19 protein-coding genes are annotated in these 23,067 nt (G+C 48.9%); 5 read left to right on the top strand and 14 right to left on the bottom strand.

What is annotated here, in order from left to right; translation table 11 throughout:
• Positions 1-117 precede the first annotated feature (117 nt).
• Positions 118-1,041 carry a LysR family transcriptional regulator gene (locus FTU50_RS04070; protein WP_180054433.1) on the top strand — a complete coding sequence of 308 codons (924 nt, stop codon included), beginning with the start codon at positions 118-120 and terminating at the stop codon, positions 1,039-1,041.
• On the opposite strand, the gene FTU50_RS04065 is transcribed toward FTU50_RS04070, so the two are convergent.
• From FTU50_RS04065 to FTU50_RS04005, 13 genes are all read right to left on the bottom strand, one after another.
• Positions 1,038-1,721, bottom strand: a complete 684-nt coding sequence (locus FTU50_RS04065) for an ATP-binding cassette domain-containing protein (protein ID WP_180054431.1) — start codon at positions 1,719-1,721, stop codon at positions 1,038-1,040. The genes FTU50_RS04070 and FTU50_RS04065 overlap by 4 nt on opposite strands.
• Complete coding sequence (gene modB, locus FTU50_RS04060; protein WP_127799979.1) at positions 1,721-2,407, bottom strand: molybdate ABC transporter permease subunit; 687 nt, start codon at positions 2,405-2,407, stop codon at positions 1,721-1,723. The genes FTU50_RS04065 and modB overlap by 1 nt, the downstream gene beginning before the upstream one ends.
• Before the next feature lie 12 nt (positions 2,408-2,419).
• The gene (modA, locus tag FTU50_RS04055; protein WP_180045767.1) at positions 2,420-3,175 is read right to left on the bottom strand and encodes a molybdate ABC transporter substrate-binding protein; all 756 of its coding nucleotides are present in this window, start codon (positions 3,173-3,175) and stop codon (positions 2,420-2,422) included.
• Positions 3,176-3,186: 11 nt separating this feature from the next.
• Positions 3,187-4,419 (bottom strand): molybdopterin molybdotransferase MoeA, encoded by a 1,233-nt coding sequence (locus tag FTU50_RS04050; protein WP_180045765.1) that lies wholly within the window; start codon positions 4,417-4,419, stop codon positions 3,187-3,189.
• Positions 4,419-5,342 carry a bifunctional molybdenum cofactor biosynthesis protein MoaC/MoaB gene (moaCB, locus tag FTU50_RS04045; protein WP_180045763.1) on the bottom strand — a complete coding sequence of 308 codons (924 nt, stop codon included), beginning with the start codon at positions 5,340-5,342 and terminating at the stop codon, positions 4,419-4,421. The genes FTU50_RS04050 and moaCB overlap by 1 nt, the downstream gene beginning before the upstream one ends.
• 49 nt (positions 5,343-5,391) lie before the next feature.
• The gene (locus tag FTU50_RS04040; protein WP_160243143.1) at positions 5,392-5,916 is read right to left on the bottom strand and encodes a molybdenum cofactor biosynthesis protein MoaE; all 525 of its coding nucleotides are present in this window, start codon (positions 5,914-5,916) and stop codon (positions 5,392-5,394) included.
• A gap of 3 nt (positions 5,917-5,919) precedes the next feature.
• On the bottom strand, positions 5,920-6,171 hold the full coding sequence (locus tag FTU50_RS04035; RefSeq protein ID WP_075166591.1) for a MoaD/ThiS family protein: 252 nt from the start codon (positions 6,169-6,171) through the stop codon (positions 5,920-5,922).
• Positions 6,172-6,173: 2 nt separating this feature from the next.
• Positions 6,174-7,208, bottom strand: coding sequence for a GTP 3',8-cyclase MoaA (gene moaA, locus FTU50_RS04030; RefSeq protein ID WP_373685466.1), 1,035 nt, complete (start codon positions 7,206-7,208; stop codon positions 6,174-6,176).
• A 180-nt stretch (positions 7,209-7,388) separates the two neighbouring features.
• Positions 7,389-8,018 carry a molybdenum cofactor guanylyltransferase gene (locus FTU50_RS04025; RefSeq protein WP_180045759.1) on the bottom strand — a complete coding sequence of 210 codons (630 nt, stop codon included), beginning with the start codon at positions 8,016-8,018 and terminating at the stop codon, positions 7,389-7,391.
• Positions 8,015-10,792, bottom strand: a complete 2,778-nt coding sequence (locus tag FTU50_RS04020; RefSeq protein WP_180054429.1) for a nitrate reductase — start codon at positions 10,790-10,792, stop codon at positions 8,015-8,017. The genes FTU50_RS04025 and FTU50_RS04020 overlap by 4 nt, the downstream gene beginning before the upstream one ends.
• Before the next feature lie 274 nt (positions 10,793-11,066).
• Positions 11,067-12,677: a nitrite reductase small subunit NirD gene (nirD, locus tag FTU50_RS04015; protein WP_180054427.1), complete on the bottom strand. Its 1,611-nt coding sequence runs from the start codon at positions 12,675-12,677 to the stop codon at positions 11,067-11,069.
• Positions 12,678-12,770: 93 nt separating this feature from the next.
• Positions 12,771-15,317 (bottom strand): nitrite reductase large subunit NirB, encoded by a 2,547-nt coding sequence (nirB, locus tag FTU50_RS04010; RefSeq protein WP_168381796.1) that lies wholly within the window; start codon positions 15,315-15,317, stop codon positions 12,771-12,773.
• A gap of 31 nt (positions 15,318-15,348) precedes the next feature.
• On the bottom strand, positions 15,349-16,689 hold the full coding sequence (locus tag FTU50_RS04005; RefSeq protein WP_005178146.1) for an MFS transporter: 1,341 nt from the start codon (positions 16,687-16,689) through the stop codon (positions 15,349-15,351).
• 444 nt (positions 16,690-17,133) lie between these two features.
• Here FTU50_RS04005 and FTU50_RS04000 point away from each other — a divergent pair, with 444 nt between their 5' ends.
• A complete protein-coding gene (locus tag FTU50_RS04000; protein ID WP_005178149.1) occupies positions 17,134-17,721 on the top strand; it encodes an ANTAR domain-containing response regulator in 588 nt (195 codons plus the stop codon).
• Between the two features lie 2 nt (positions 17,722-17,723).
• Positions 17,724-18,728, top strand: coding sequence for an ABC transporter substrate-binding protein (locus FTU50_RS03995; RefSeq protein ID WP_180054425.1), 1,005 nt, complete (start codon positions 17,724-17,726; stop codon positions 18,726-18,728).
• Positions 18,729-18,783: 55 nt separating this feature from the next.
• Here FTU50_RS03995 and cysK read toward each other — a convergent pair whose 3' ends face one another.
• On the bottom strand, positions 18,784-19,782 hold the full coding sequence (gene cysK / locus FTU50_RS03990; protein WP_016658093.1) for a cysteine synthase A: 999 nt from the start codon (positions 19,780-19,782) through the stop codon (positions 18,784-18,786).
• A gap of 298 nt (positions 19,783-20,080) precedes the next feature.
• Between cysK and plsB the strand changes: the two genes are divergently transcribed.
• Together plsB and FTU50_RS03980 are read left to right on the top strand one after the other, a co-directional pair.
• Positions 20,081-22,576, top strand: a complete 2,496-nt coding sequence (gene plsB / locus FTU50_RS03985) for a glycerol-3-phosphate 1-O-acyltransferase PlsB (protein ID WP_180069516.1) — start codon at positions 20,081-20,083, stop codon at positions 22,574-22,576.
• A 161-nt stretch (positions 22,577-22,737) separates the two neighbouring features.
• A complete protein-coding gene (locus tag FTU50_RS03980) occupies positions 22,738-23,055 on the top strand; it encodes a helix-turn-helix transcriptional regulator (RefSeq protein WP_005178157.1) in 318 nt (105 codons plus the stop codon).
• The last annotated feature ends 12 nt before the right edge of the window (positions 23,056-23,067 follow it).

The following is a 23,067-nucleotide window of genomic DNA, read 5'->3' as shown; positions in this document are numbered from 1 at the left end:
GAATGTTTTTGATGATCTGTTCTAAATATTCGAACACTTTAGTCAAAATTGACCTGAACTGGCGTAGATCTTGCTCTTTTAAAACCTGTCGATATCACGCTGGCCAGGTCTTAAATGGTGAATACCCCATTTTCGCGTTTTTCAGAATATTTTATTGCGGTGGCGCAAACCGGCAGCTTGCGTAAGGCAGCCGAACAGCTGTTTATTTCGGTATCTGCCGTGCATCGACAAATTGTACTGGCCGAGCAGGAACTTGGGATTGCACTATTTGAACGTCTGAATCATGGGCTACGGCTGACTTTGGCCGGAGAGTTGCTGTATGCCGATCTATTAAAATGGCACAAAGAATTTCAGCAGACCCGCATCCGTTTTGATGAAATTCAGGGCCTGCATCGTGGCAGCATTGAATTTGGCTTAATTTCAGCGCTCAGCGAAAGTTTTGTGCTGCAGTCGATGCAACACATGAGCCAGCATTATCTCTGGATTGATTTTCTCGTGCATGTGCTGGACAGTGAAAAAGTCGCGCAGATGATTCAGGCCGCGGAGCTGGATTTTGGCCTGCTGCTGAATCCGCAAGCACATCCGCATTTAGAGGTGGTGGCTTTTGTAGAAATTCCGCTGGGTTTTGTGATTCCAGTTGAGCATCCTCTGGCAGAACAAACACCGCTGTATTTTTCCGATACCTTGCCTTATGCCCATTTAATGCCAGCACCACCGCTGATTATTCATGAATATGTCAGCGCGCTGTATAAGCACCATCAGTTTAGTCCGCGCAGCCGCATCGAATGTAATGACATTCGTATGTTAATGTCATTGTTAAAGCAGAATTTGGGCCTGGGGCTAATGAGTTATTTAGATGCTCTGCCGCTCCTGGAGCATCAAACAGCCATCTTTAAACCGGTTCAGGACAAAGGTTTATATCCACTGACGCTGGCCCTGTGTGTGGCACCGAAACGACAGCTTTCCCGGATTGCGCAAATCATGATGAAACAGTTAACCGAGCAGCTGGAGCAGCTGCAACAGCAGATTGCCCAGCTTTAAAAAACCGGCTGAATCAAAGGTACTACCTTGTCCCGTTGCAAACTGCTGATGCCCTGCACTTTTTGCATTTGATACACCGTGGCCTGAAGTTCCAGCAGTTCTTCCGGATGATGGGTCACATAAATCATGCCCAGCTGCAATTCGCGCTGAATGCGTTTTAAAAATGGCAGTATCTGCTGTTTTAACTGCTGATCCAGTCCGCTTAAAGGTTCATCCAGCAGCAATAACTGCGGTGCAGACAATAAAGCCCGGCCAATCGAAACGCGCTGTGCTTCCCCGCCGGATAATTGATGCGCTTTGCGTCGAATCAGCCTGGACAGTTCTAACAGCTCGACAATCTGCTCAAATTCAAATTTACGCTGTGTCAACGGCTGTAAACCTTCTGCATATCTTAAATTCTGCTCAACATTCAAATGCGGAAATAACAGGGCCTTTTGGAAAATCAGGGCAATTTTACGTTGATGCACGGGCACAAATATCTGCTGCTGGGTATCGAGCAATAAACGGTGATTCAGCACAATCCGGCCCTGTTGCGGCCGTAACAGCCCGGCCAGCAAATGCAAAAAGCTGGTTTTCCCGGAACCGGAGGGCCCCAGAATTCCGACAATCTGCTCTGCACAGGTCAGCTGCAGCTGTAATTTGAACTGCGCATTTTGATAATCGATCTGACAATCCAGCATCAGCTTTGCCCCAATTTACGTTGATATCTGTGCAAAATAAAATAATTGGCCAGCAAGGCGGCAAAAGCCAAGCCGGTAGATAACAGCACCAGACGCATGGCAGCGGCTTCACCATCGGGCTGTTGAATGAGCGTATAAATAGCGATGGGAATGGTGCGGGTTTCATCCGGAATATTGCCAACAAAGGTAATGGTGGCACCAAATTCACCCAGACTGCGGCTAAAGCCCAGAATACTGCCCATAAGAATCCCGGGCAGCACCAGCGGTAAGCTAATACTGAAAAAGACTTTCAGCGGCGCAGCCCCAAGTGAGGCCGCCACCTGTTCCAGCTGTGGATTCAACATTTGAAAAGACAAACGAATCGGTTGAACCAGCAAGGGAAATGCAACCAGCATGGCGGCCACTACTGCACCTTTCCAGTTAAATGCCAGCTCAATACCCCAGGGGGCCAAAACCTGCCCAATCCAACCTTGCGGACTAAACAGCACCAGTAATGCATAGCCCAACACTACCGGCGGCAAAACCATCGGCAGTTGTAACATGGCTTCGATCAAAAACTTGCTGCGAAATTCATAGCGTGCCAGCATCCAGCCCAGACAAATTGCAAATGGCAGGCAAAACAAGGTCGCAACACTGGCCACTTTGGCAGACAGATACAAGGCACTTAGTTCTTCGGGACTCAGCATCAAAGCAGCAACCTAGGGGCGAAAACCATGTTGAACAAAAATCTTGTGAGCCGCGGCGCTACCCAAATAGCGCCCGAACTTGATCGCCTGACGATTCTTTTCGCCCTGTTTGGTTAAAGCCACGGTATAGAGAATGTCCGGATGGGTTTGCACCGGAAACGTGCCCAGCACTTTTACTTTATCGCTGCTGACCGCATCACTGCGATAAACAATGCCGACCTGACAGGCACCGCGCTCGACAAAGGCCAAAGCAGCCCGGGCATCCGACGCGCCAATAATGCGTTTTTCCAGCCGTTTATACCAGCCCAGCTTGGTCAGACTATGTTTGGCATATTTTCCAACCGCCACCGAATCGACCTGTCCGGTACATAGCCGCCCTGTAAATGCCTGAGGAAAATTAAAGGTAGGATGCGCCCGAAACGGAATCCGGGCATCTTTTAGGGCAATTGCCACCAGCTGATTATAAATAATTGGTTTGACCTGACTGGCTTTGACCTTGTTGCGTTTCACCAGATAGGTCATCCAGTCCTGATCGGCCGGGAAATAAAGATCGACTTTTGCACCGCGGACAATATGTTTGGCCAAGGTTGATGAAGTGCCAAAAACCGGTACAATCTTGGCTTCTGGATGTTGCAACTGATAATGCCGAATCACATCCGTCAATGCCGGGCCCAGACTTGCAGCTGCATACACCTGAACGGAATTGGCTCGACTGAATGTGCTTAAGCACAAGGCGACACAGATTAAACCAAGTTGGATGGTCTTCAAAACGCACTCCCTCAATGCTGTATGAATATTCCCTTTAAGCATTGGCCTTTTTGAATCGGCTGATGGGCCGGCACACGCACCAGACAGTTGGCATACATCAGATTACTGAGCATATGCGACTGCTGCTTGGCTAAACTGTGCAGTTTCAACACCCCATCTTCAAAACAGGCGGCCATTCTTAAAATCCTTTCTCTCGCATCGGGCTTTAAGTCATGTTGTATTTGCCCTGTCCACCACGCGGGCGGCTGACTTTGCCCTTGTAATACTTCTAATAAAGTTTGCGTATAGATCGACATTCCAACATATACCGCCGCAGGATTGCCCGGCAATGCCAATAAGTGACAAAATTTGTTAGCCGATTTTCGGTATTTGGCAAAAAAAACCGGTTTCCCCGGCTTCTGTTTCACTTTCCAGAACACCTGCTCAAAGCCTGCATTTAAAGCCACCGGACGGATAAAATCATAATCACCAACCGAAATTCCGCCAGTGCTGATGATGACATCGTACTCCTCCTGAAGTTGCTGAAAGTATCGGATTAAGGCAATTTCATTATCTTCCAGATGCACAATATGCACAGGTTGATGCCGTGCCTGACACCAGGATGCAATTAAAGGCGCATTGGCATCAAAAATTTTTCCTGCTTGCAGATCTGCAGCCGACTGCGCGACTTCATCGCCGGTAATCAGCACGGCAACTTTAGGCTGCTGATAGACCTGTACCTGATCAATACCGGCCATGCTTAAGGCGGCAATTGCGCCGATATTTAAATATTGTCCGGCTGATGCCAGTAACTGACCTTGGCTAATTTCTTCGCCCACATCCCGGATATCGGCATGCAGTTTGAGCGCAGTCTCTAGCTGAACCAGATGGCTCGACATCCGCTGCACAATTTCCTGACGTGCCACCGTGGTGGTACCGGCAGGAATGGGCGCGCCGGTAAAAATACGCATCGCCTGTCCACGCTGCAGCGTCACATCGGCTGATTGACCTGCCCGGATTTCACCGACCAGCTGGAACTGCGCGCCTGGCGCTATCTCTCCATCGCTACACAGGGCATAACCATCGACTGCACTTTGGGAAAATAAAGGCAGATCAATCCCCGCATAAATATCTTCAGCTAAATAGCGATGCAAGCCCTGTTGTAGCTGCAGGGTTTCCACCTCCAGACAGGGCGTTGCCGCAATTATCTTGTCCAACGCCTGATCCAGACTGATCAGCCCGCTTTCTGCACCACAGCCTGACATTATTGATAGCCTCCTGCATGTGGAATATTTTTCTGCACATCAAAGACATGCACCAAGGCCGGTAATACCGCCAGCAAGGATTCCTTCGCGCCTTGACGGCTGCCCGGTAAAGTCATCACCAGACTATTTTCAATATAGCCAGCCACTCCACGGCTTAAAGCCGCATACGGCGTGCGTTTCTGGCCAAAACTGCGCGAGGCTTCCATCAGCCCCGGAATTTCCCGTTCTAATAGCGGAGCCAGGGTTTCTACAGTTAAATCTTTCGGGCCAAGACCGGTGCCGCCGACGGTTAAAATCAGCGGATACTGATTTTTCTGCTGTTCAATTAAAGCCAGCAGCTGTTCCGGGCTATCCGGAATCACCTGATACTGAAGCTGCTGGAAATTGGCCTCTGCCAATATTTCCAGAATATTCTGGCCGGCGGTATCCGGTTTTTTACCCGCGGCGACGGTATCGGACAGCACAATCACCGAGGCTGGCATCGGCTGCGCCAAGACCCGGCTAAAATGGGATTTACCGCCTTTTTTCTGCTGTAATTTGCATTGATCCAGACACAAATCTTCCGGTTCACAATGCGGTTTCAGCATGTCGTATAAGGTCAGTCCGGCCAGACTGGCTGCGGTTAAGGCTTCCATCTCGACACCGGTCGGACCAATAGTTTCTACCGTGGCAATAATCTCGACATGCTGTTCATGCAGTTCATAATCCACATCGGCCCGGTAAATGGGTAAAGGATGGCATAGCGGAATCAGCTCATCGGTACGTTTGGCCGCCAGAATACCGGCAATACGCGCGGTTTTCAGCGCATCGCCTTTTTCAGTATTGCCCTGACGCAGCAGCTCGATACAGTGCGGCGGCGCATATAAAATGGCACTGGCCACCGCAGTACGATAGGTTTCGGCTTTCATGCCTACATTTTTCATGACTTTATTCCGGAATTATTGATTTAAAAAATTAGGCTTAACATCAAATTTAAAGCGGCCATTGATAGGCGTTTTCGCCTGCATGGGGGTGATTGCAGCACTCGGTATGCGTATTCGCTTCCACTGGCGGATGATCTTTACGAATACAACAGCCTTCGACATACTGGCTGCTGCCATCGCAATAAAATTCTTCTTTCCAGACCGGGACTTCATGTTTGACCCGCTCTACCGCCACCTCGCAGGCCTGAAAGGCTTCACGGCGATGCGGCGCATACGCCATGGCAATAATTGCGGTTTCACCAATGGCTAAATCCCCAATCCGGTGGATGACCCGCACATAAGACACGCCATATTGCTGCTGAATTTCCTGCTCAATCTGCCGGATCATTTTTTCTGCCACCGGTGCATAGGCGGTATATTTCAGCGACTGCACTGCCTTACCTTCATGATGGTTGCGAACTGTGCCCACAAAAATGCCAATGCCACCACATTCGGGAAAGTGCTGAATCTCATCGAAGCTGGACTGGCTGAGTGGCATATCCTGAATCCGGGCAAACTGTTTTAGATGTTGCATCGTTTAACCTCCTGCCACCGGTGACAGCAACACCAGCGTGGTACTGTGCTGCAAGGTCTGCTGGCGCGGCACAATATCTTCACCAATCGCGCAGGCACACCGCTCGACCAGAGCTGCCGCCGCCGGATAACTGTGGTTTAACTGCAGCAACAAGTCCGCAATGGCCGTACCGGGCAGGCACTGCATCTGAATAGTTTCTGGCAGCGCCTGTTTTACAGCGCCAAAGGCTTCAATCTGAATCAGGATATCGTGCATACTTAACCTCCAATCATATACATGCTGATTTTCCGGGCGCTCCCGGCAGTGGTTGTGGCTTGAGAATGAATGGCATGAAAGCCGGCTTTTTTCTGCCAGATATAGCTTTGTAATTGCTGCAGTAACTGCTCACGTGCCACGGGCGCCGTATGAGTCTGCAGCTGTTCAATCAGCGCTTTTAACGGCACAGGCTGTTCGGCAAACAGACAGTTATACAATTCGCCCTGGGCACTTAAACGCAACCGGTCACACTGGCCGCAAAAGGCATGGCTGATGGTGGAAATAATCCCTACCGGGTGGCCATCGACCCGATATTCCCGTGCCGGATTCGCGCCTTGGCTGTGGATGGCTTCGACCGGAAAATGCAGGCTTAGGCGTTGCAAAATCTCCTGTTCCGTCACTACATGCGCGGCGCTCCAGCGTCCATCACCATCCAGCGGCATAAATTCAATAAAACGTAGCGCAATCTGCTCGGCTTTGCTCCACTGCAAAAGTGGCACCATCTGGTCGTCATTAATGCCTTTAATGAGCACGCTATTTAGTTTGACAGGCAAATGCGCCTGCTGGGCGGCCTGAATCCCGTCAAGTACCGGCTTTAACTGTTTTTGGGTTAGCGTAAAAAACTGCTGCGGATCTAAACTGTCGAGGCTGATATTTAAATCATCCAGACCGGCCTGTTTTAATTCCTGCGCATAGTGGCTTAAATAATGGCCATTTGTGGTCATGGAAATTCGCGCCAAGCCCAATTGGCGTAGCGGCTGTAAATCCCGGATAAAATGCACCACCCCCTGACGCATCAACGGTTCGCCGCCGGTAATCCGGATATGCTGAATCCCCTGCTCAACCATCAACTGGCAAAACTGCAGCAAGGCTTCAAAACTCAGCAACTGATGTTTCTTCATCCATTCAGGATGTTCAGGCATACAGTAGACGCATTTAAAATTGCAGCGATCGGTCACAGAAATCCGCAGTTTGCGTTTGCTCCGGCCAAACTGATCCTGAAAATATGCGGGTCTCACGGGAATCTGGGGATTGATCACGCCTGTTATCCTCTGGGTAATTGCTTCATGGCTGTGCAATAGGCAATAGGTTTGCACGGATCACATGCCGCGCTTTAGGCTTAAATTTGCAATTAATGTTCCAACTTTGGGCTTTTAATAAAGAGAGTGTTTAAATTCTGCCCAGCACATGCTAGAAGCGAAGAAATGAGATGATTTTTAAAGAAATTTCAGCTGACGATACTGTTGCAGTTCATCCAGCGAGTTAATACTGTGAAAAAATAGCGCACGATTTTTAAATTTTGCCACCTGAGCATGCATTTCTGCGAAACAGTGCTTTAAACTGCGCTGATGTTGTGCAAGATGCGCGCGAAGTGTGGGCAAACTGCTGCGTTTCATCAGACAAAATGGATACAGCGCCTGTCCGTTCATCATCACATAGGCCACGTCGGCCTGCGGCTGTCTGGCCAGACGCTGATGCAACCGTGGCAGCACATCGGGCGGAATATAGGTCACATCACAGGGAATAAACAGCACATAATCGGCCTGTACATGGCCCCAGGCGCTTTTCATGCCCATCAATGGGCCTAAAAAACCGCCTTCATCATCATGATAACAATGCAGATGCGGCAGCAATCTGGCGTAAATAGAACGATCACGATGGCTATTGATCCACAATTGCTGAATTTCCGTTTTAAAGCGCCGCTGGATTTTGAGCAGCTGGATGTCATCATCAAACTTTTGCAGCAGCTTGTTCACGCCATTCATGCGGCGGGCTTGGCCGCCCGCAAGAATGACCAGATCCGTGGCAGGATAATCCATCTGAATGGTGGTGGAGTTGCGATTCATGGCATTTCCTCCATCTGACAGGCTTTAATCAGCCCACGGATTTCCGGTAAACATGAGCCACAATTGCCGCCAGCTTTTAAACAGGCCGTGATCTGTTTTTCATGGCTTAACTGCTGCTCCCGAATGGTCTGGATAATGCGGTTTTTGCCAACTTTAAAGCAGCTACATACCAGCGGTCCTTCATTGTTCTGTACCGACATCGCCTGTCCGGCCAGCAAGGCTTTGCGATGCGTGGCACTTAAACGCTCACGTTTAAACAGGCTGGCAACCCAGTCCCGATCGGGCAATAAAGCGTTGGGCGCAATATACAGGCTGGCAATTAAAATCCCGTCCTGTAACACCACACTATGGCTGATGAATGCCGATGGATCTTCCAGCTGCAGCCATTCAAAGCGGCTATCTTCCAGCTGCAGCAGCTGTTTAATCTGTGCGGCGGTATGTTTAAATTTTTTCCGGTCGGCCAGTTCATAACGAACCGCTTTGGCGGTCTGAATCTTGCTCCACCACGCTACCTGCGCCAAAGTAATCTGAACTGCCGCTTCATGCCCATGGCGAATATACAGCACGCCCTGCCAGTCGGTATAAAATGGCTGGATGCTGACCGGGGTATGTTTAAATTCCGGTTCGCCAGAAATGACATCCACCACCGGATTGACCACTTTTCCAATTCGCGCATCGGAAGCGACCTGATCATTCCAGTGAATAGGCGCAAACAGCTGACCACGACGAATACCAGTCGAGACTTCAACCCGCAATACACAGCTGCCCCAGCGGGATTTCAGCTCCACCAGTTCCCCATCTTTCAGGCCATATTTCAGTGCATCATTGGGGTGAATTTCACAATAGGGCTCGGCTTTGTGAGTGCTTAAATTGGCCGATAAACCGGTACGGCTCATGGTGTGCCACTGGTCACGAATCCGGCCAGTATTCAGAATGAGAGGATAATCTTCACAAGCGCCATGTACCGGGTCGATGGCCTGAGTGGCAATAAAACGGGCTTTGCCATTTGGAAAACTAAACTGTCCCTGGGTAAACAGCTGTTCCACCGGTGGATTCTGCTGAGGCGTTAATACTGGCCATTGCAACGGCTGCAGCTGTTCATACTGTTGCAGGCTTAGCTGGCTCAGACCGCTTAAATTAAAGTAGCGAAATAGCGGATAGTCCTGACGCTGTGTCACCGGACCATTTTCACAGGCCGATAAAGCCGCATGTTCCAGAAAAATCTCATGCACATGCTGATAATCGAAACCGCGAAAGCCCATGGCCTTGGCCACCTGACTGATCGCCCACCAGTCAGCTTTGGCTTCACCCGGCGCATCTAAAAAGGCATGTTGCCTTGAAATACGGCGTTCCGAATTGGTGACAGTTCCATCTTTTTCGCCCCAGCCTAAAGCTGGAAGTAATACATCAGCATATTGAGTAGTATCCGTATCCTGACAGATATCAGAGACCACTACGAATTCACACTGCGCCAAGGCGCGTTTGACCTGATCGGCATTGGGTAAACTCACCACCGGATTGGTGGCCATAATCCACAGTGCCTTGATTTTCCCGGCTTCTACCGCCTCAAACAGATCGACCGCTTTTAACCCCGCTTGGGTGGCAATTTTTGGACTGTTCCAGAACTGTTGTACCAGCTGCTGATGGGCTGGCTGATCCAGATCCAGATGCGCGGCCAGCATATTGGCCAGTCCACCCACTTCACGCCCGCCCATGGCATTCGGTTGTCCGGTCATGGAAAACGGTGCTGCGCCCGGCTTGCCAATTTTGCCGGTCAACAGATGACAATTGATAATACTGTTGGCTTTATTGACCCCTTGTGAAGACTGGTTCACCCCCATCGAAAACAGGGTCATGACTTTGTCAGTCTGGGCAAATTTTTCAAAAAATAGCTGTAATTTCTCGGCGGAAATCCCGGTACGCGCTGCCACATTTTCCAGCTGCTGCTCCGCGGCGCTGGCTTCTAACGCCTGCTGCAAGCCTTCGGTATAGGCAGCGGTAAAATTGTGGTCCTGATGACCGTTTTGCTGTAAGTACTGCAGCAAGCCGTTAAACAGCGCCACATCTTGCCCGAGCATAATCGGCAAATGTAAATCGGCCGCTTCACAGGTCGCGGTAAAGCGTGGGTCGACCACCACCACAAACAGATTGCGCTGTTCTTTGGCCTGCATCATGCGCTGATACAGAACCGGATGGCACCAGGCAGTATTGGAACCGACCAGCACCACCATCTCGGTCTGTTCAAAATCTGCATAGCTGGCAGGCACCAGATCTTCACCAAAGGCCCGTTTATGCGCCGCCACCGCAGAAGACATACACAGCCGCGAGTTGGTATCAATATTAGCCGTGCCCAAATAACCTTTGACGAATTTATTGACCACATAATAGTCTTCGGTCAGCAATTGCCCCGAAACATAAAAAGCAATACTTTCCGGGCCATATTGCTCAATACAATGCTGGAATTTTTGCGCAATTTCGGTGGTGGCAGTCTGCCAGTCTGTTGGCTGACGGTTGTCCTTACGGCCCAGCATTGGGGTTAATACCCGTGTCTCTAGCCCCAAGGTATCGGCCAGATTGCTGCCTTTAATACACAGTTTGCCAAAGTTGGCCGGATGCTGTACATCGCCTTCGACTTTCACCTGCACGCCCTGTGGTGAATGGCTGACATGGGCCTTAACCCCACAACCAACCCCACAATAAGGACAGGTGGTTTGCGTAGTCATCGTTTTTAATTCTGTGGAGCTATGCAGTTCCACCACTGGGATACTATTCATTGCTGCTGTGCTCCTTAATTATCTAAATTCACGTAATTCCGATTTTTATCTTGGCTTTATTTGAAATACGAAATTTGTGTAAGCATTCACTATCGTGAGGTGGCATGGATGCCACCGATTCCCATCATTACAGGACGTAATGTATGGGAATCTAAGATTTTTGTTACTTTTGATCTTTCAAAAGTAAGGGAGTGCCTACACGTAAACAGTTGTTTTAGCACTCCATTTGAGGCTATGACATCCTTCTTATGAAGTACTAATTACAGAGATCTAATTACCCTGCTTTCTTTAATGCAAAATCCCGACCAAATAGCAGTTTATTCCGAATCGAAGTGATTGGTGTCTGATCTACAATCAGCTCGGCATACCATGCACCATCCTCGGTATCACCAAACAGTACTGCACCAATGACTTTGTCTTTCTGGATGATGATGCGTTTATAAATCTGACGTTTTTCATCCTTCAGGACAATGTCTTCAAAATCATCTTCCGGTTCAAAATTACCGGCCGAGAACACATCACAACCACTGACTTTGAGCTGGGTCGGAACAGTAGGTGCCTTAAAGGTCAAGCTACCGTGTTCTGCCAGATGCGAGGCACAAATAAAGGCTTGGCCCCACAGCGGTTCCACCAGACCAAAAGTTTGACCACGATGTTCGATACACTCACCGACTGCATAAATACTCGGGTCATAACTTTGCATGGTGTCATTGACCAGCACCCCACGCTGACAGCGCAGGCCGGCACTTTGCGCCAGTGCAATATTCGGACGGATTCCTACCGCAAACACCACCAGATCGGCATCGAGCAGCGTGCCATCTTTTAGCCGGACTTGTGTGACATGGCCATTTTCACCAAGCAGCATTTCGGTATTGGCTTCGGTCAGTACATGAATACCTTTTTCTTCAATACTGTTTTTCAGCATCAGGCTGGCTTTGCTATCCAGCTGACGATCCATAATACGGTCCATCAGATGCAGCACGGTAACGTTCATGCCACGCTGTTTCAAACCATAGGCCGCTTCAAGTCCAAGTAAACCACCACCAATAACCACAGCATTTCGTTTCTGTTCGCAATATTCCAGCATCCGGTTCACATCATAGATATCGCGGAAGCTGAGCACACCGTCCAGCTCTGTGCCCGGAATTGGTGGAATAAAGGGCTGCGAGCCAGTGGCTAAAATCAGCCGGTCATAATTCACCACCTGCCCCGACTGGGTGAAGACTTGCTTGCGTGGACGATCAATTTTCACCGCAGCATCACCGGCAATCAGCTGAATACCTTTTTCGGCATACCAGGCATGCGGATGCAGCATGATATCGTCCACCGTTTTATCACCGGCCAAGACCGGGGACAGCATAATCCGGTTGTAGTTGCCCCACGGTTCTTCGCCAATCACGGTAATCTCGTAACGATCAGGTGCCATATCCAGCAAATCTTCCAGACAGCGCATGCCCGCCAGACCATTACCCACCAGCACCAGCTTCATTTTTTCCTGTTGCACGCCATTATTGGTGATATAGGTTTTTTGTGCGGTCGGACTGACAAAAACCCGGCCCTGTTCAATTTTGCTTGGAAACACCAGTAATTTCTGGTCTTTATCTTCCAGACAGCGGCCGGTGGCCAGACTGAAATGCTGTTTATAGATTGGTGATGCCACCACACGCTCACCTTGCAAATCACCCAGAATACCGCGCGACATCACATTGGCGCCGCTAAACGGGTCCTGATTACTCAGGGCATAAACACGCTGTTCCTGCCCCACACGGAAAATTGCAATCTGCTGGCCTTCCACCAAGGCTGCCACCCCGGTATGTGGTGTAATCTCCTCCAGATGACAGACCTCTACCCAATCCAATTCATTCATATCTTTTAAAATTGTCATCATCGTTATCCTGTGCTTTGGCATCTTCTGCTGCATATCCCATTTGGTTTTTCTGGCGGATTTGCTTTAGAAGATGCGTCTTGATCTTGAAGGTTATGCCTGCATCACCGGAATCCGGCTTTCATCACGCTCGGCTGCCGTTTTCGGGCGAATCTGCCCACGCTCGGTGGCAAACTGGATGTGCGGATCGTGCTGCTGCTCGGCTTTGGCATTGATAAAGGTCTTGAAGCGTTTGCGTACTTCCGGATCTTCAATCGCGGTGCGCCATTCATCCTGATAAGTACCCACCACATGCTGCATGCGGCGTTCTAGTTCTTCGGCCAGACCTAAGGAATCGTGCACAATCACATCTTTCAGATAATCCAGCCCGCCTTCGAGGTTGTCACGCCAGACTGAAGTACGTTGTAAACGGTCTGCGGTTTGAATGTAGAACATAAAGAAACGGTCGATGTATTTGATTAAGGTGCTGGTATCCAGATCGGAAGCCAGCAGTTCAGCATGACGCGGTTTCATGCCGCCGTTGCCGCAAACATACAGGTTCCAGCCTTTTTCAGTGGCAATCACCCCGACATCTTTACTTTGTGCTTCGGCACATTCACGGGTACAGCCCGATACCGCCATTTTCAGTTTGTGTGGAGAGCGCAGGCCCTTGTAGCGGTTTTCCAGGAAAATCGCCAAACCAACTGAATCATCCACGCCATAACGGCACCAGGTGCTACCCACGCAAGATTTCACGGTACGCAGTGACTTGCCGTAGGCATGACCCGATTCAAAACCGGCATCAATCAGTTTTTGCCAGATTTCCGGTAACTGATGTACCTGCGCCCCAAACATATCCACGCGCTGACCACCGGTCAGTTTGGTGTACAGGCCGTATTCCTTGGCAATCTGGCCAATGGCAATCAGGCCATCTGGAGTCACTTCACCACCGGCCATTCGTGGGACCACCGAATAAGAACCATCTTTCTGGATATTGCCCAGATAGTAGTCATTGCTATCTTGCAGGCCGGCATGACTTGGTTTTAGCACAAAGTCATTCCAGCAGGAGGCCAGAATATTGGCCACAGTTGGTTTACAGATATCACAGCCCAGACCGTGACCATGTTGCTGGATTAAATCTTCAAAAGTCTTGATCTCGTTCACACGCACCAGGTGATACAGTTCCTGACGCGAATAGGCAAAGTGTTCACAAAGATGGTTATTGACCGTCACCCCTTGACGCTGCAATTCGGCTTTTAATACCTGAGTCACTAAAGGTGCACAGCCCCCACAAGCAGTTGCGGCCTGGGTACATTTCTTCAGTGCACCGAGTGAAGTTGAACCGGCTTCAATCGCCTGGCAGATATCGGCTTTAGACACGTTATTACAGGAACAGATGGTGGCGCTGTCTGGCAGCAAATCGACACCGCTGCCACCGGCTTTGGCACCTGACTCGGCAAAGCCCGGCATGATCAGGCTTTCTGGCTGTTCTGGAACTGCCAGACCATTCAGCATCATTTGCAGTAGATCGTTATATTCTTTGGCACAGCCAACCAGCACCGCACCCAGCAATCGGTTTTTTTCCGCATTAACCACAATTTTCTTGTAGATCAGCGCATCTTCATCGGCATAAAAATAGCTGAGTGAATTTGGAGTCATGGCATGTGCATCACCAATAGATGCCACATCCACACCCATCAGCTTTAATTTAGTGCTCATGTCGGCGCCAGCAAAGCAGTTCGGGTTTTGCTGCATCACATGCTTGGCGGCAATTCGAGCCATGTCATAGCCCGGTGCGACCAGACCGTAAATCTTGTTTTGCCACAGCGCACATTCCCCAATCGCATAAATATCCGGATTGGAAGTCTGACAGTAATCATTAATCACAATCCCGCCGCGCTCGCCAATGCTGAGTCCGCTTTGGCGCGCCAGTTCATCACGTGGACGAATCCCGGCAGAAAACAGGATGATATCGGTTTCCAGTTCAGCGCCATCACCAAACTTCATCACATGCTTGGCCGACGCGCCATCTTCAATTGAGGAGGTGGCTTTCTGGGTATGGACTTTCACGCCCAGATCTTCAATTTTGCTGCGCAGCACCTTACCGCCCAGGTCATCAACCTGCACCGCCATCAGACGCGGCGCAAACTCGACTACATGGGTTTCCAGATTTAGGTCTTTTAAGGCTTTGGCTGCTTCCAGACCAAGTAAACCGCCACCAATCACGACACCAGATTTGGCATTCAGACTAGCGGCTTTAATTGCATCCAGATCTTCAATAGTGCGGTAAACAAAGCAGTTTTCACGGTCATTGCCCGGAATAGGTGGCACAAAGGCATAAGAGCCCGTCGCCAGTACCAGTTTGTCATAGGCAATCACATCACCCTGATTGGTGGTGACCAGTTTATGTACCGGGTCAATATCCGTGGCTTTGGTATTGAGGCGCAGATCAATGCCATAGGCATCGGCGAAGTCACTGCGGCATAGACTTAGGTCTTTGGCAGACTTGCCGGTGAAGTATTCAGTTAAATGTACGCGATCATAAGCCAAACGCGGTTCTTCTGCCAAAATGGTGATTTCAACTTCATCGCCCGCAGTTTCCAAAACCGATTCGATAAATTTGTGGCCGACCATACCGTGGCCAATCATGACAAGTTTCATACAGTTCTCCTCAATAATATTCTGTGTTGGCTTAGGCTGCGTTATTGCGTTCAACAATGGCCTGTTCGAATAGGCGTTGTTCTTTTTCTTTATGCTCCACCGAGAAGCGAATCATCAGGACAAAACTTGCGGCAATTACCACCAGTCCGCCCAGAACCATCAGGCAGGTCTGAATATCCAGTACGCCTTTTAACAGGAAGCCTGCGGCGACTGCGCCGACGTTCCCACCGGCACCAATAATGCCGGCCACACCGCCCAGTGCATCGCGGTCAATAAATGGCACCAGTGCATAGGTCGCGCCGCAAGCCATGTGAGTAAACAGGGCAAAAATGGTCATGACTAAAATGGCCAGCATGGCACTGTTCATTTGCGAGAACAGAATCAGGAACAAGCCTTCCATTAAAATCATGGCAAACAGCACTTTGGTACGCCCATCCAGACCGCTTTTTAGTGCCACCTTGTCAGAGACAATGCCGCCCAATGCACGGGCAAACAGGGCCAGCAAACCGAAGATGCCCGCCGCCATACCGGCTTCTTTCAGGCCAAAGCTAAAGTGTTCGACGTAATACATCGCCACAATGTTGTGAATAAAGATTTCAATCCCGAAACAGGCAGCATAGGCACCAAATAAAATCCAGACGCGGTAGTTACGTGCAGCATGCAGCAGAATCGCCATACCGCCTTTTTTGTCGCTGCCGACCTGAATGCCCTGTTCGCGTAACTCTTTAAAGTTGCCTTGGGTACAGTCCTGAGTCAGTTTCCAGTACAGGATGCCGACAATAATCATCATGATGCCCGGTACCAGCAAGGCAATACGCCAGCCCATGGCTTGCTCGACCCCAAACATGACCAAGGCAGATAACAGCAAAGGCATCAGTGCCTGGGTAGCGCCGCCGCCGGCATTGCCCCAGCCTGCCGTAGTGGCATTGGCTGTTCCCACCACATTCGGTGCAAACATGATGCTGGTGTGATATTGGGTAATCACGAAGCTGGCACCAATGGCGCCAATCAGCAAACGGAAAAACAGGAAGGATTCATAACTGTTGGAAGCTGCCACCCCAAACACCGGAATACTGCCGATAATTAGCAAGGCGGTATAGGTTTTGCGCGGGCCGTATTTATCACACAGCGGCCCGACAATTAAACGGACCAGAATGGTGATGGCCACCGCGGCAATATTGATATTGGCGATCTGATCTTTGGTTAGGTTGAACTCGCCGGCAATGACTGGCATTAACGGTGCGCAGGCAAACCAGGCAAAGAAACAGACAAAAAATGCGAGCCAACTCATATGGAAGGCTCTCATCGCTGAAGTTTTAAAGTTAAATAGACTTATTTTTGTCGCTTTATTCGCTTGCAAATTTGAAGACATGACCATCTCCTACCTGAACTGAACGTGTGGGTTAACCTGCTATACGGATAGCTGCATAACAGATTCGAACAGAGCGGACGTCGTTGGCCGTCTTTCAAATTTTGGGAGTCTTCTTTGACTCAGCTGGAATAATGCAGATAGTGTGCCAACTTTTTAGAAAAGCCCATTAGCTTGCTGTTTTTTATTGGGTTTTGAGGGTTATCTATTCTGGGTGAAGGTATTCAGATGCGAGTGGCATCCCGATTTCACGGTTCTGGCAGGCTCCTGTTGTATTTTTTAAAGCTCGCTGCCTTATCTTGGTGCGTTTTGTTTCATGCAAGTGCATCTTCCTGTTAAGTTCAGATTTAATTTTTGATTTTAAAGGTTTTATTTCAATAAATTTGGGTTTGGCACCATCTTTGCATTATTAAAAGCAATCGTTGTACAGACTCTATTGAGAGTTGCATGCCAAAACTGAAAATCGCGTTAATTGATGATGATCTCGAGCGCGCAGAGTTCATCAAAGCCTCCTTGATTCAGCATGAATTTGAGGTGGTTGCCTGTTTAATTATCAATCATTCCAATATGTTCCATTTACAGCAATTGCATGCCGATGTAATTCTGCTGGATATGGACCATCCGCATCGGGACATTATTGAAAGCTGCGTCAGCCAGTTTGATTTACCGACCGTGCTGTTCACCAAAAACAGCCACAAAGACACCATCAAAAATGCCATTGATGCCGGTGTTACTGCCTATATTGTCGATGGGATTGATCCGGCCAAGCTGGACAGCATTCTGGAAATTTCCATCGAGCAGTTTAAAAAACACAAAAAGCTGCTGCACGATCTGGAAGAAACCAAAGGCAAACTGGCCGACCGTAAAGATGTCGAAAAAGCCAAGGTCTTGCTGATGCAGATGCATGCCTTAAGCGAAGAAGATGCCTTTGGCCTGCTACGCAAAAATGCCATGAGCCACCGGATGACCATTGGTGAAATGGCACGGCGCCTGCTCGATGCCCAGCAACTCCTGCAAAACCAATTTAAGGATTAGCCATGCATAACTTAGAAAAAACCGAACTTCAGATTGGCTATATTCCTTTGCTCGACTGCGTCGCCATTTTATGGGCCAAACAGCGCGGCTTTTTTGCCGATGCCGGCCTAAACGTCGAACTGCTAAAAGAACCGTCCTGGGCCAGTTTAAGAGACCGGCTGGCCTTTGGTTTTATGGATGCCGCGCATTGTCTGTCGGCCATGTTACCTGCGGCGGCGCTCGGCACCGACCAACTGGGGATTCCGCTGCAAACGCCGCTGGTGCTAAGTACCAATCAGGCTTACATCAGCCTGAGTCAATCGCTGTGTTTTGAACTGGGCATCCAGTCGGAAGATGATGCCGCACACATCGCCACAAAACTGATAAATGCCCATCAGCAACGCCCGATACAACTGGCGCATGTGTTTCACACCTCGATTCATCATTACTGTTTAAGAGAATGGCTGGCCTTGGCCGACCCGATCCTGGCAAAAAATATTCAGCTCAGTACGCTGCCACCACCGTATATGGTCGAAGCGATTTCCCAGCAGCAGATTGATGGCTTTTGTGTTGGCGAACCCTGGAATACCCAGGCCGAATTACAGGGCTATTCTAAAATATTGCTCTCGGGTCAGCAGGTTATTCCGCAAGTGGCCGATAAAGTGCTGGCGGTAACCGCAGAATGGGCCGCCCAGCATCCGAATACCTTAAATGCCATGACCTCTGCCATTCAGCGCGCGCAAGCCGAATTGCACCAGCTGGAAGATGTACAAGCAGTCTGGCAAATGCTAAATGAGGCCGGCATCATCCAGTTTCCTTGTTCCGCACAGGTCCATGTCGAACGCTATTATTTTATTCAGAATATTATTCGCAGTTTGGTGGATGAATCGTCAGCCCAGCCGCAAGCGCAGGATTTTATCTGGCTTACCGAGCAGATGTTGAAATGGGACGCGCTGGATGTGCTCGAGGTGGAAAGTGCTGCGGTCAGTCAACGCTGTATTTATCCGCTACCATCAAGTCACGTCTAATCAAAAAGCCCGCAACGATGGCGGGCTTTTTTAGCTATTTTTACAGTCGACAGACTTAGTCGGCAGAAATATCTTCAAACAGCACTGAAGATAAATAGCGCTCGCCACCATCTGGCAAAATCACCACAATATTTTTACCGGCATTTTCTGGACGTGCAGCCAGCTGTGCCGCAGCCGCCATCGCAGCACCACTGGAAATTCCAACCAGAATGCCTTCCTGGGTTGCCGTCTTACGCGCAAAATCAATTGCTTCCTGGCTTGGAATGGCAATGACTTCATCAACCAGGTCTAAATCGAGGTTTTTAGGAATAAAGTTGGCGCCAATACCCTGAATTTTGTGTGGTGCCGGGCTAATCGCTTCACCACGTTTGGCCTGACCAATAATGGCTGATTCTGCCGGCTCAACCGCCACCGAATACAACGGCTGGTTCTGCACTTTTTCGAAATAACGCGAAATACCGGTAAGCGTACCGCCCGTGCCCACGCCGGCAACCAGAATATCGACCTGACCGCCTGTGGCTTGCCAGATTTCTACCCCGGTGGTTTTTTCATGAATGTCCGGGTTGGCCGGGTTTTCAAACTGCTGCGGCATGAAGTAGACATCCGGTTGCTCCGCCACCAAACGCTCGGCTTCTTCAATCGCGCCTTTCATGCCTTTGGCTGGTTCGGTCAATACCAGATTGGCGCCCAGCGCTTTTAATACTTTACGGCGTTCAATACTCATGCTGGCCGGCATGGTTAAAGTAATCGGATAACCTTTGGCTGCTGCTACAAAAGCCAGCGCAATACCGGTGTTGCCGCTGGTTGGCTCAACAATATGCATGCCAGCTTTAAGCGCGCCACGCTGTTCTGCATCGGCCACCATTGCCGCACCAATCCGGCACTTGACGGAAAATGCCGGATTACGGCTTTCCACTTTGGCAAATACATTGGCTCCCCCGCCAATGACACGATTAATGCGCACCAGTGGCGTATTGCCAATGGCTTCGGCATTGTTGGCATAAACCGCAATCCCCAAATTGTCCGGGGCGGTAAAAGCTGTATCTGTTGTCATCATGTTTTCCTTAAGTCTTTTTTCATTTACCTCACCTTCTATCATACAGGCTTCTTTAAATTTTAAAATTCGATTTCTCTAAGATTGGTTACAATAAAAACTGAATAAGTTTCACACAAATACGGCCAGTTTTTCGTTAAATTAGGTGATCACCCCATGAAATCTATTCAGTCCAGCCTATAAATCGCTGTAAACTTAGTTCAATTTTGATCTTGACTGACGACCGTGTCAGCCCACCGGCCTCAGGTTCTACTGTAAAAACAGCCCATCCGGCCCATGAAAATATTTAGGGAATGCAATGTCTAACAAGAGTTACAGCCGAATTTATCGTAACCTGACGCAAAAAATTCTAGATAAGATTGTGACCCCGCAAGTCCTGGGCAGCACCAGCGAACTGGAACAGAATCTGGCGCAGAATCAGCTACATACCCGTATCTGCTATGTACTGCAAGACGCTTCTTTAAGTAATACCGTACTGATTGATAAAGAAGCGCAAGCACGTGGTCTGCCTTCGGTATTTTCACCGCTGATTTTAGGCCAGTACAATGAAGATAACTCGATGCTGGCACTGAATGAGCAGGATCATCCGCATGACAGCTATCATTATTCAGCCCGACTGATTCGTCTAATTGAGGCCTTGCAGCAGCATCCGGATCAGGATGTGCAGCTAGTGCCGGTAACTGTGCTCTGGGGGCGTGCGCCGGAATATGAAGATTCCTGGTTTAAAGCCCTGTTTGCCGATGCCTGGGCCAAACCGAACAAGCTGAAACAAACCCTGAATATTTCCTTATATGGCCGTGAAAACTATATTGAGTTTCACAAGCCGGTATCGTTAAGAGCTTTGCTGGAAACCGCGCAGACCGAACGCCCGAACTTTTCTCCGGCGCATTTTGTGGTGCAAACCCTGGACCAGAACTTTAACCAATATAAAGAAGCCATTTTAGGCCCTGACCTGTCCGACCGCCGCAACCTGATCAATAAACTGATGAAAACCGAGGCGGTGCAACAGGCGATTCGTAAAGAAAGTATTGATAAAAAAGTCAGCATGTTTGAGGCAGAAAACCGTGCCAAAAGCTATCTGACCGAAATTGTATCGGACTTTTCCTATTCGACTTTACGCTTTGCCGAGCTGGCACTGACCAAACTCTGGACCCAGCTCTATGACGGGATTGAAGTGCATCATTTCGATACCGTGCGTGAACTGGCCAAAGACTATGAAATTGTCTATACGCCGTGTCATCGCAGTCATATTGACTATCTGCTGCTGTCCTATGTGATTTTTAACCGTGGCCTGATGGTGCCGCATATTGCTGCCGGCATTAACCTGAATTTACCGGTGGTTGGGCAAATTTTACGTGGTGGCGGTGCCTATTTTATTCGCCGTACCTTTAGCGGTAATGCACTATATACATCGGTATTTAAGGAATATCTGCACAGCCTGCTGTCACGCAATACCCCGCTGGAATATTTTATTGAAGGTGGCCGTTCCCGTACCGGCTTATTGCTGCCACCGAAAAAAGGCATGCTGTCGATGACGGTGCAAAGCCATTTACGCGGTGCCACCAAACCGATTGCCTTTATTCCGACCTATTTTGGCTATGAAAAGCTAATGGAAGGTACCTCTTATTTAAATGAGCTGAATGGCAAGCCCAAAGAAGCTGAATCGTTATGGGGCATTTTGAACTCGGCGCGGAAAATTGAAAAAGTATTTGGCCAGGTCTATGTCAACTTCGGCGAACCGGTGTTCCTGGACAATATTCTGCAACAGAATCAGGCCGATCAGATTCAGCTTTCAATTCATGATGAATTGCCACGTCCAGTCATCAACACGGTTGATCAGGCAGCACGGGAGATTCTGGAAAATATCAATAAAGCGGTGGTCATTAACCCGATTTCGCTGATTTCCACCATCTTGCTGAATGCACCGCAACATGCCTTAAGCCAGGATGATTTACTGCGCCAGATTGAACAGTATCGTGAGCTGCTTAAAGCGACGCATTATGATGATCGCATGATTATCACCCAGCTGTCGGCACCGGAAATTATTGAATATGCGCTGAAACTGAAACAGGTTGAGCATTATCAGCAGGATAACCAGACCTGGATTCGTGTGGCCGAGAGTCAGCGTATTTTACTCAGCTACTTTAGCAATAATATTCTGCACTGCTTAAGCTTACCGGCACTGATTGCCCTGCTCGTGCAGGATATGCCGGCGATCACCACAGCGCAGCTTAAGCAGCACGTCAGCCGCTTATATCCATTCTTGAAATCGGAGCTGTTTTTAAAATGGTCGGCCACAGAACTTCCTGCACAGATTGACCGTATTCTCGACAGCATGCAGCAACTGGGCTGGATTGAGGTATCGGAGAACATTCAGCTGCTTGAACTCCAATCAACACATCCAATGCACAGTCTGGCAACGCTGGCACGCAGCAGCCTGAACAACTTTGTGTTGATTAGCCAATTATTGCAGGAATATGCCGAGCCGTATCAGTTAGATTTAAAAGCGCTGGAAAAAATGGCCAAAACCGTATTTAAACGGCTGGCAGAGTCAGGCAATTTAAACAGCGGTTATTACTTCGACAGTGCCACGTTAAAGAGCTTTATGGGCAGTTTACAACAGCTTGGACTGCTGGAGATGCAAGGTCAGCAGTTACAACTGAAACCACAATTTGATACAGAAATATCAGATTATCTGGGCTGGTATGCCCCTGAGCTGCAACAGCAGATTGCAGATAAGCTGCTGTTCTCTGAGAAAGAAATCAAACAGTTTAAAGAGTATAGTAAAAAATAAAGTATCAGATTCTCAGATATTATTGTGATACTAATCACACGATCTTATCAGTTAATTTGATATATTTATTCACAAAAAACAATGGGGTTTTGGCGCTTTTATTCAGCGCTTTGCCCCGACTCGCTCTATACTAGCAGCAACGTGTTTTAGAGAAATTAACTATGAGTGATGGTCTTGAAATAGACGTAATGCGTGATTCTGCTGAAACTGTCGTAACGATTTTAAAATCGCTTGCCAATACCGACCGTCTATTGATTCTTTGCCATCTTTCCCAACAAGAGTTGAATGTATCGCAAATTGAGGAAATTACTCAAATTCGCCAGCCGACCCTGTCGCAACAGCTGATGATGTTGCGTAAAAGTGATGTGGTGAACACCCGCCGAGACGGTAAACAGATTTATTACACCATTAAAGATCCGAAACTGGTTGAAGTTCTCAGCACGCTCTATCGACTGTATTGCCCGGCTACCCCACTTTAATAAATTTTGCAT

The sequence above is a fragment of the Acinetobacter sp. YH12112 genome, from assembly GCF_013418945.1.
GTDB lineage: Bacteria > Pseudomonadota > Gammaproteobacteria > Pseudomonadales > Moraxellaceae > Acinetobacter > Acinetobacter indicus.
The sequence above is the reverse complement of the archived record's forward strand: the minus strand, read 5'-3'. Positions and strand labels throughout refer to the sequence as shown.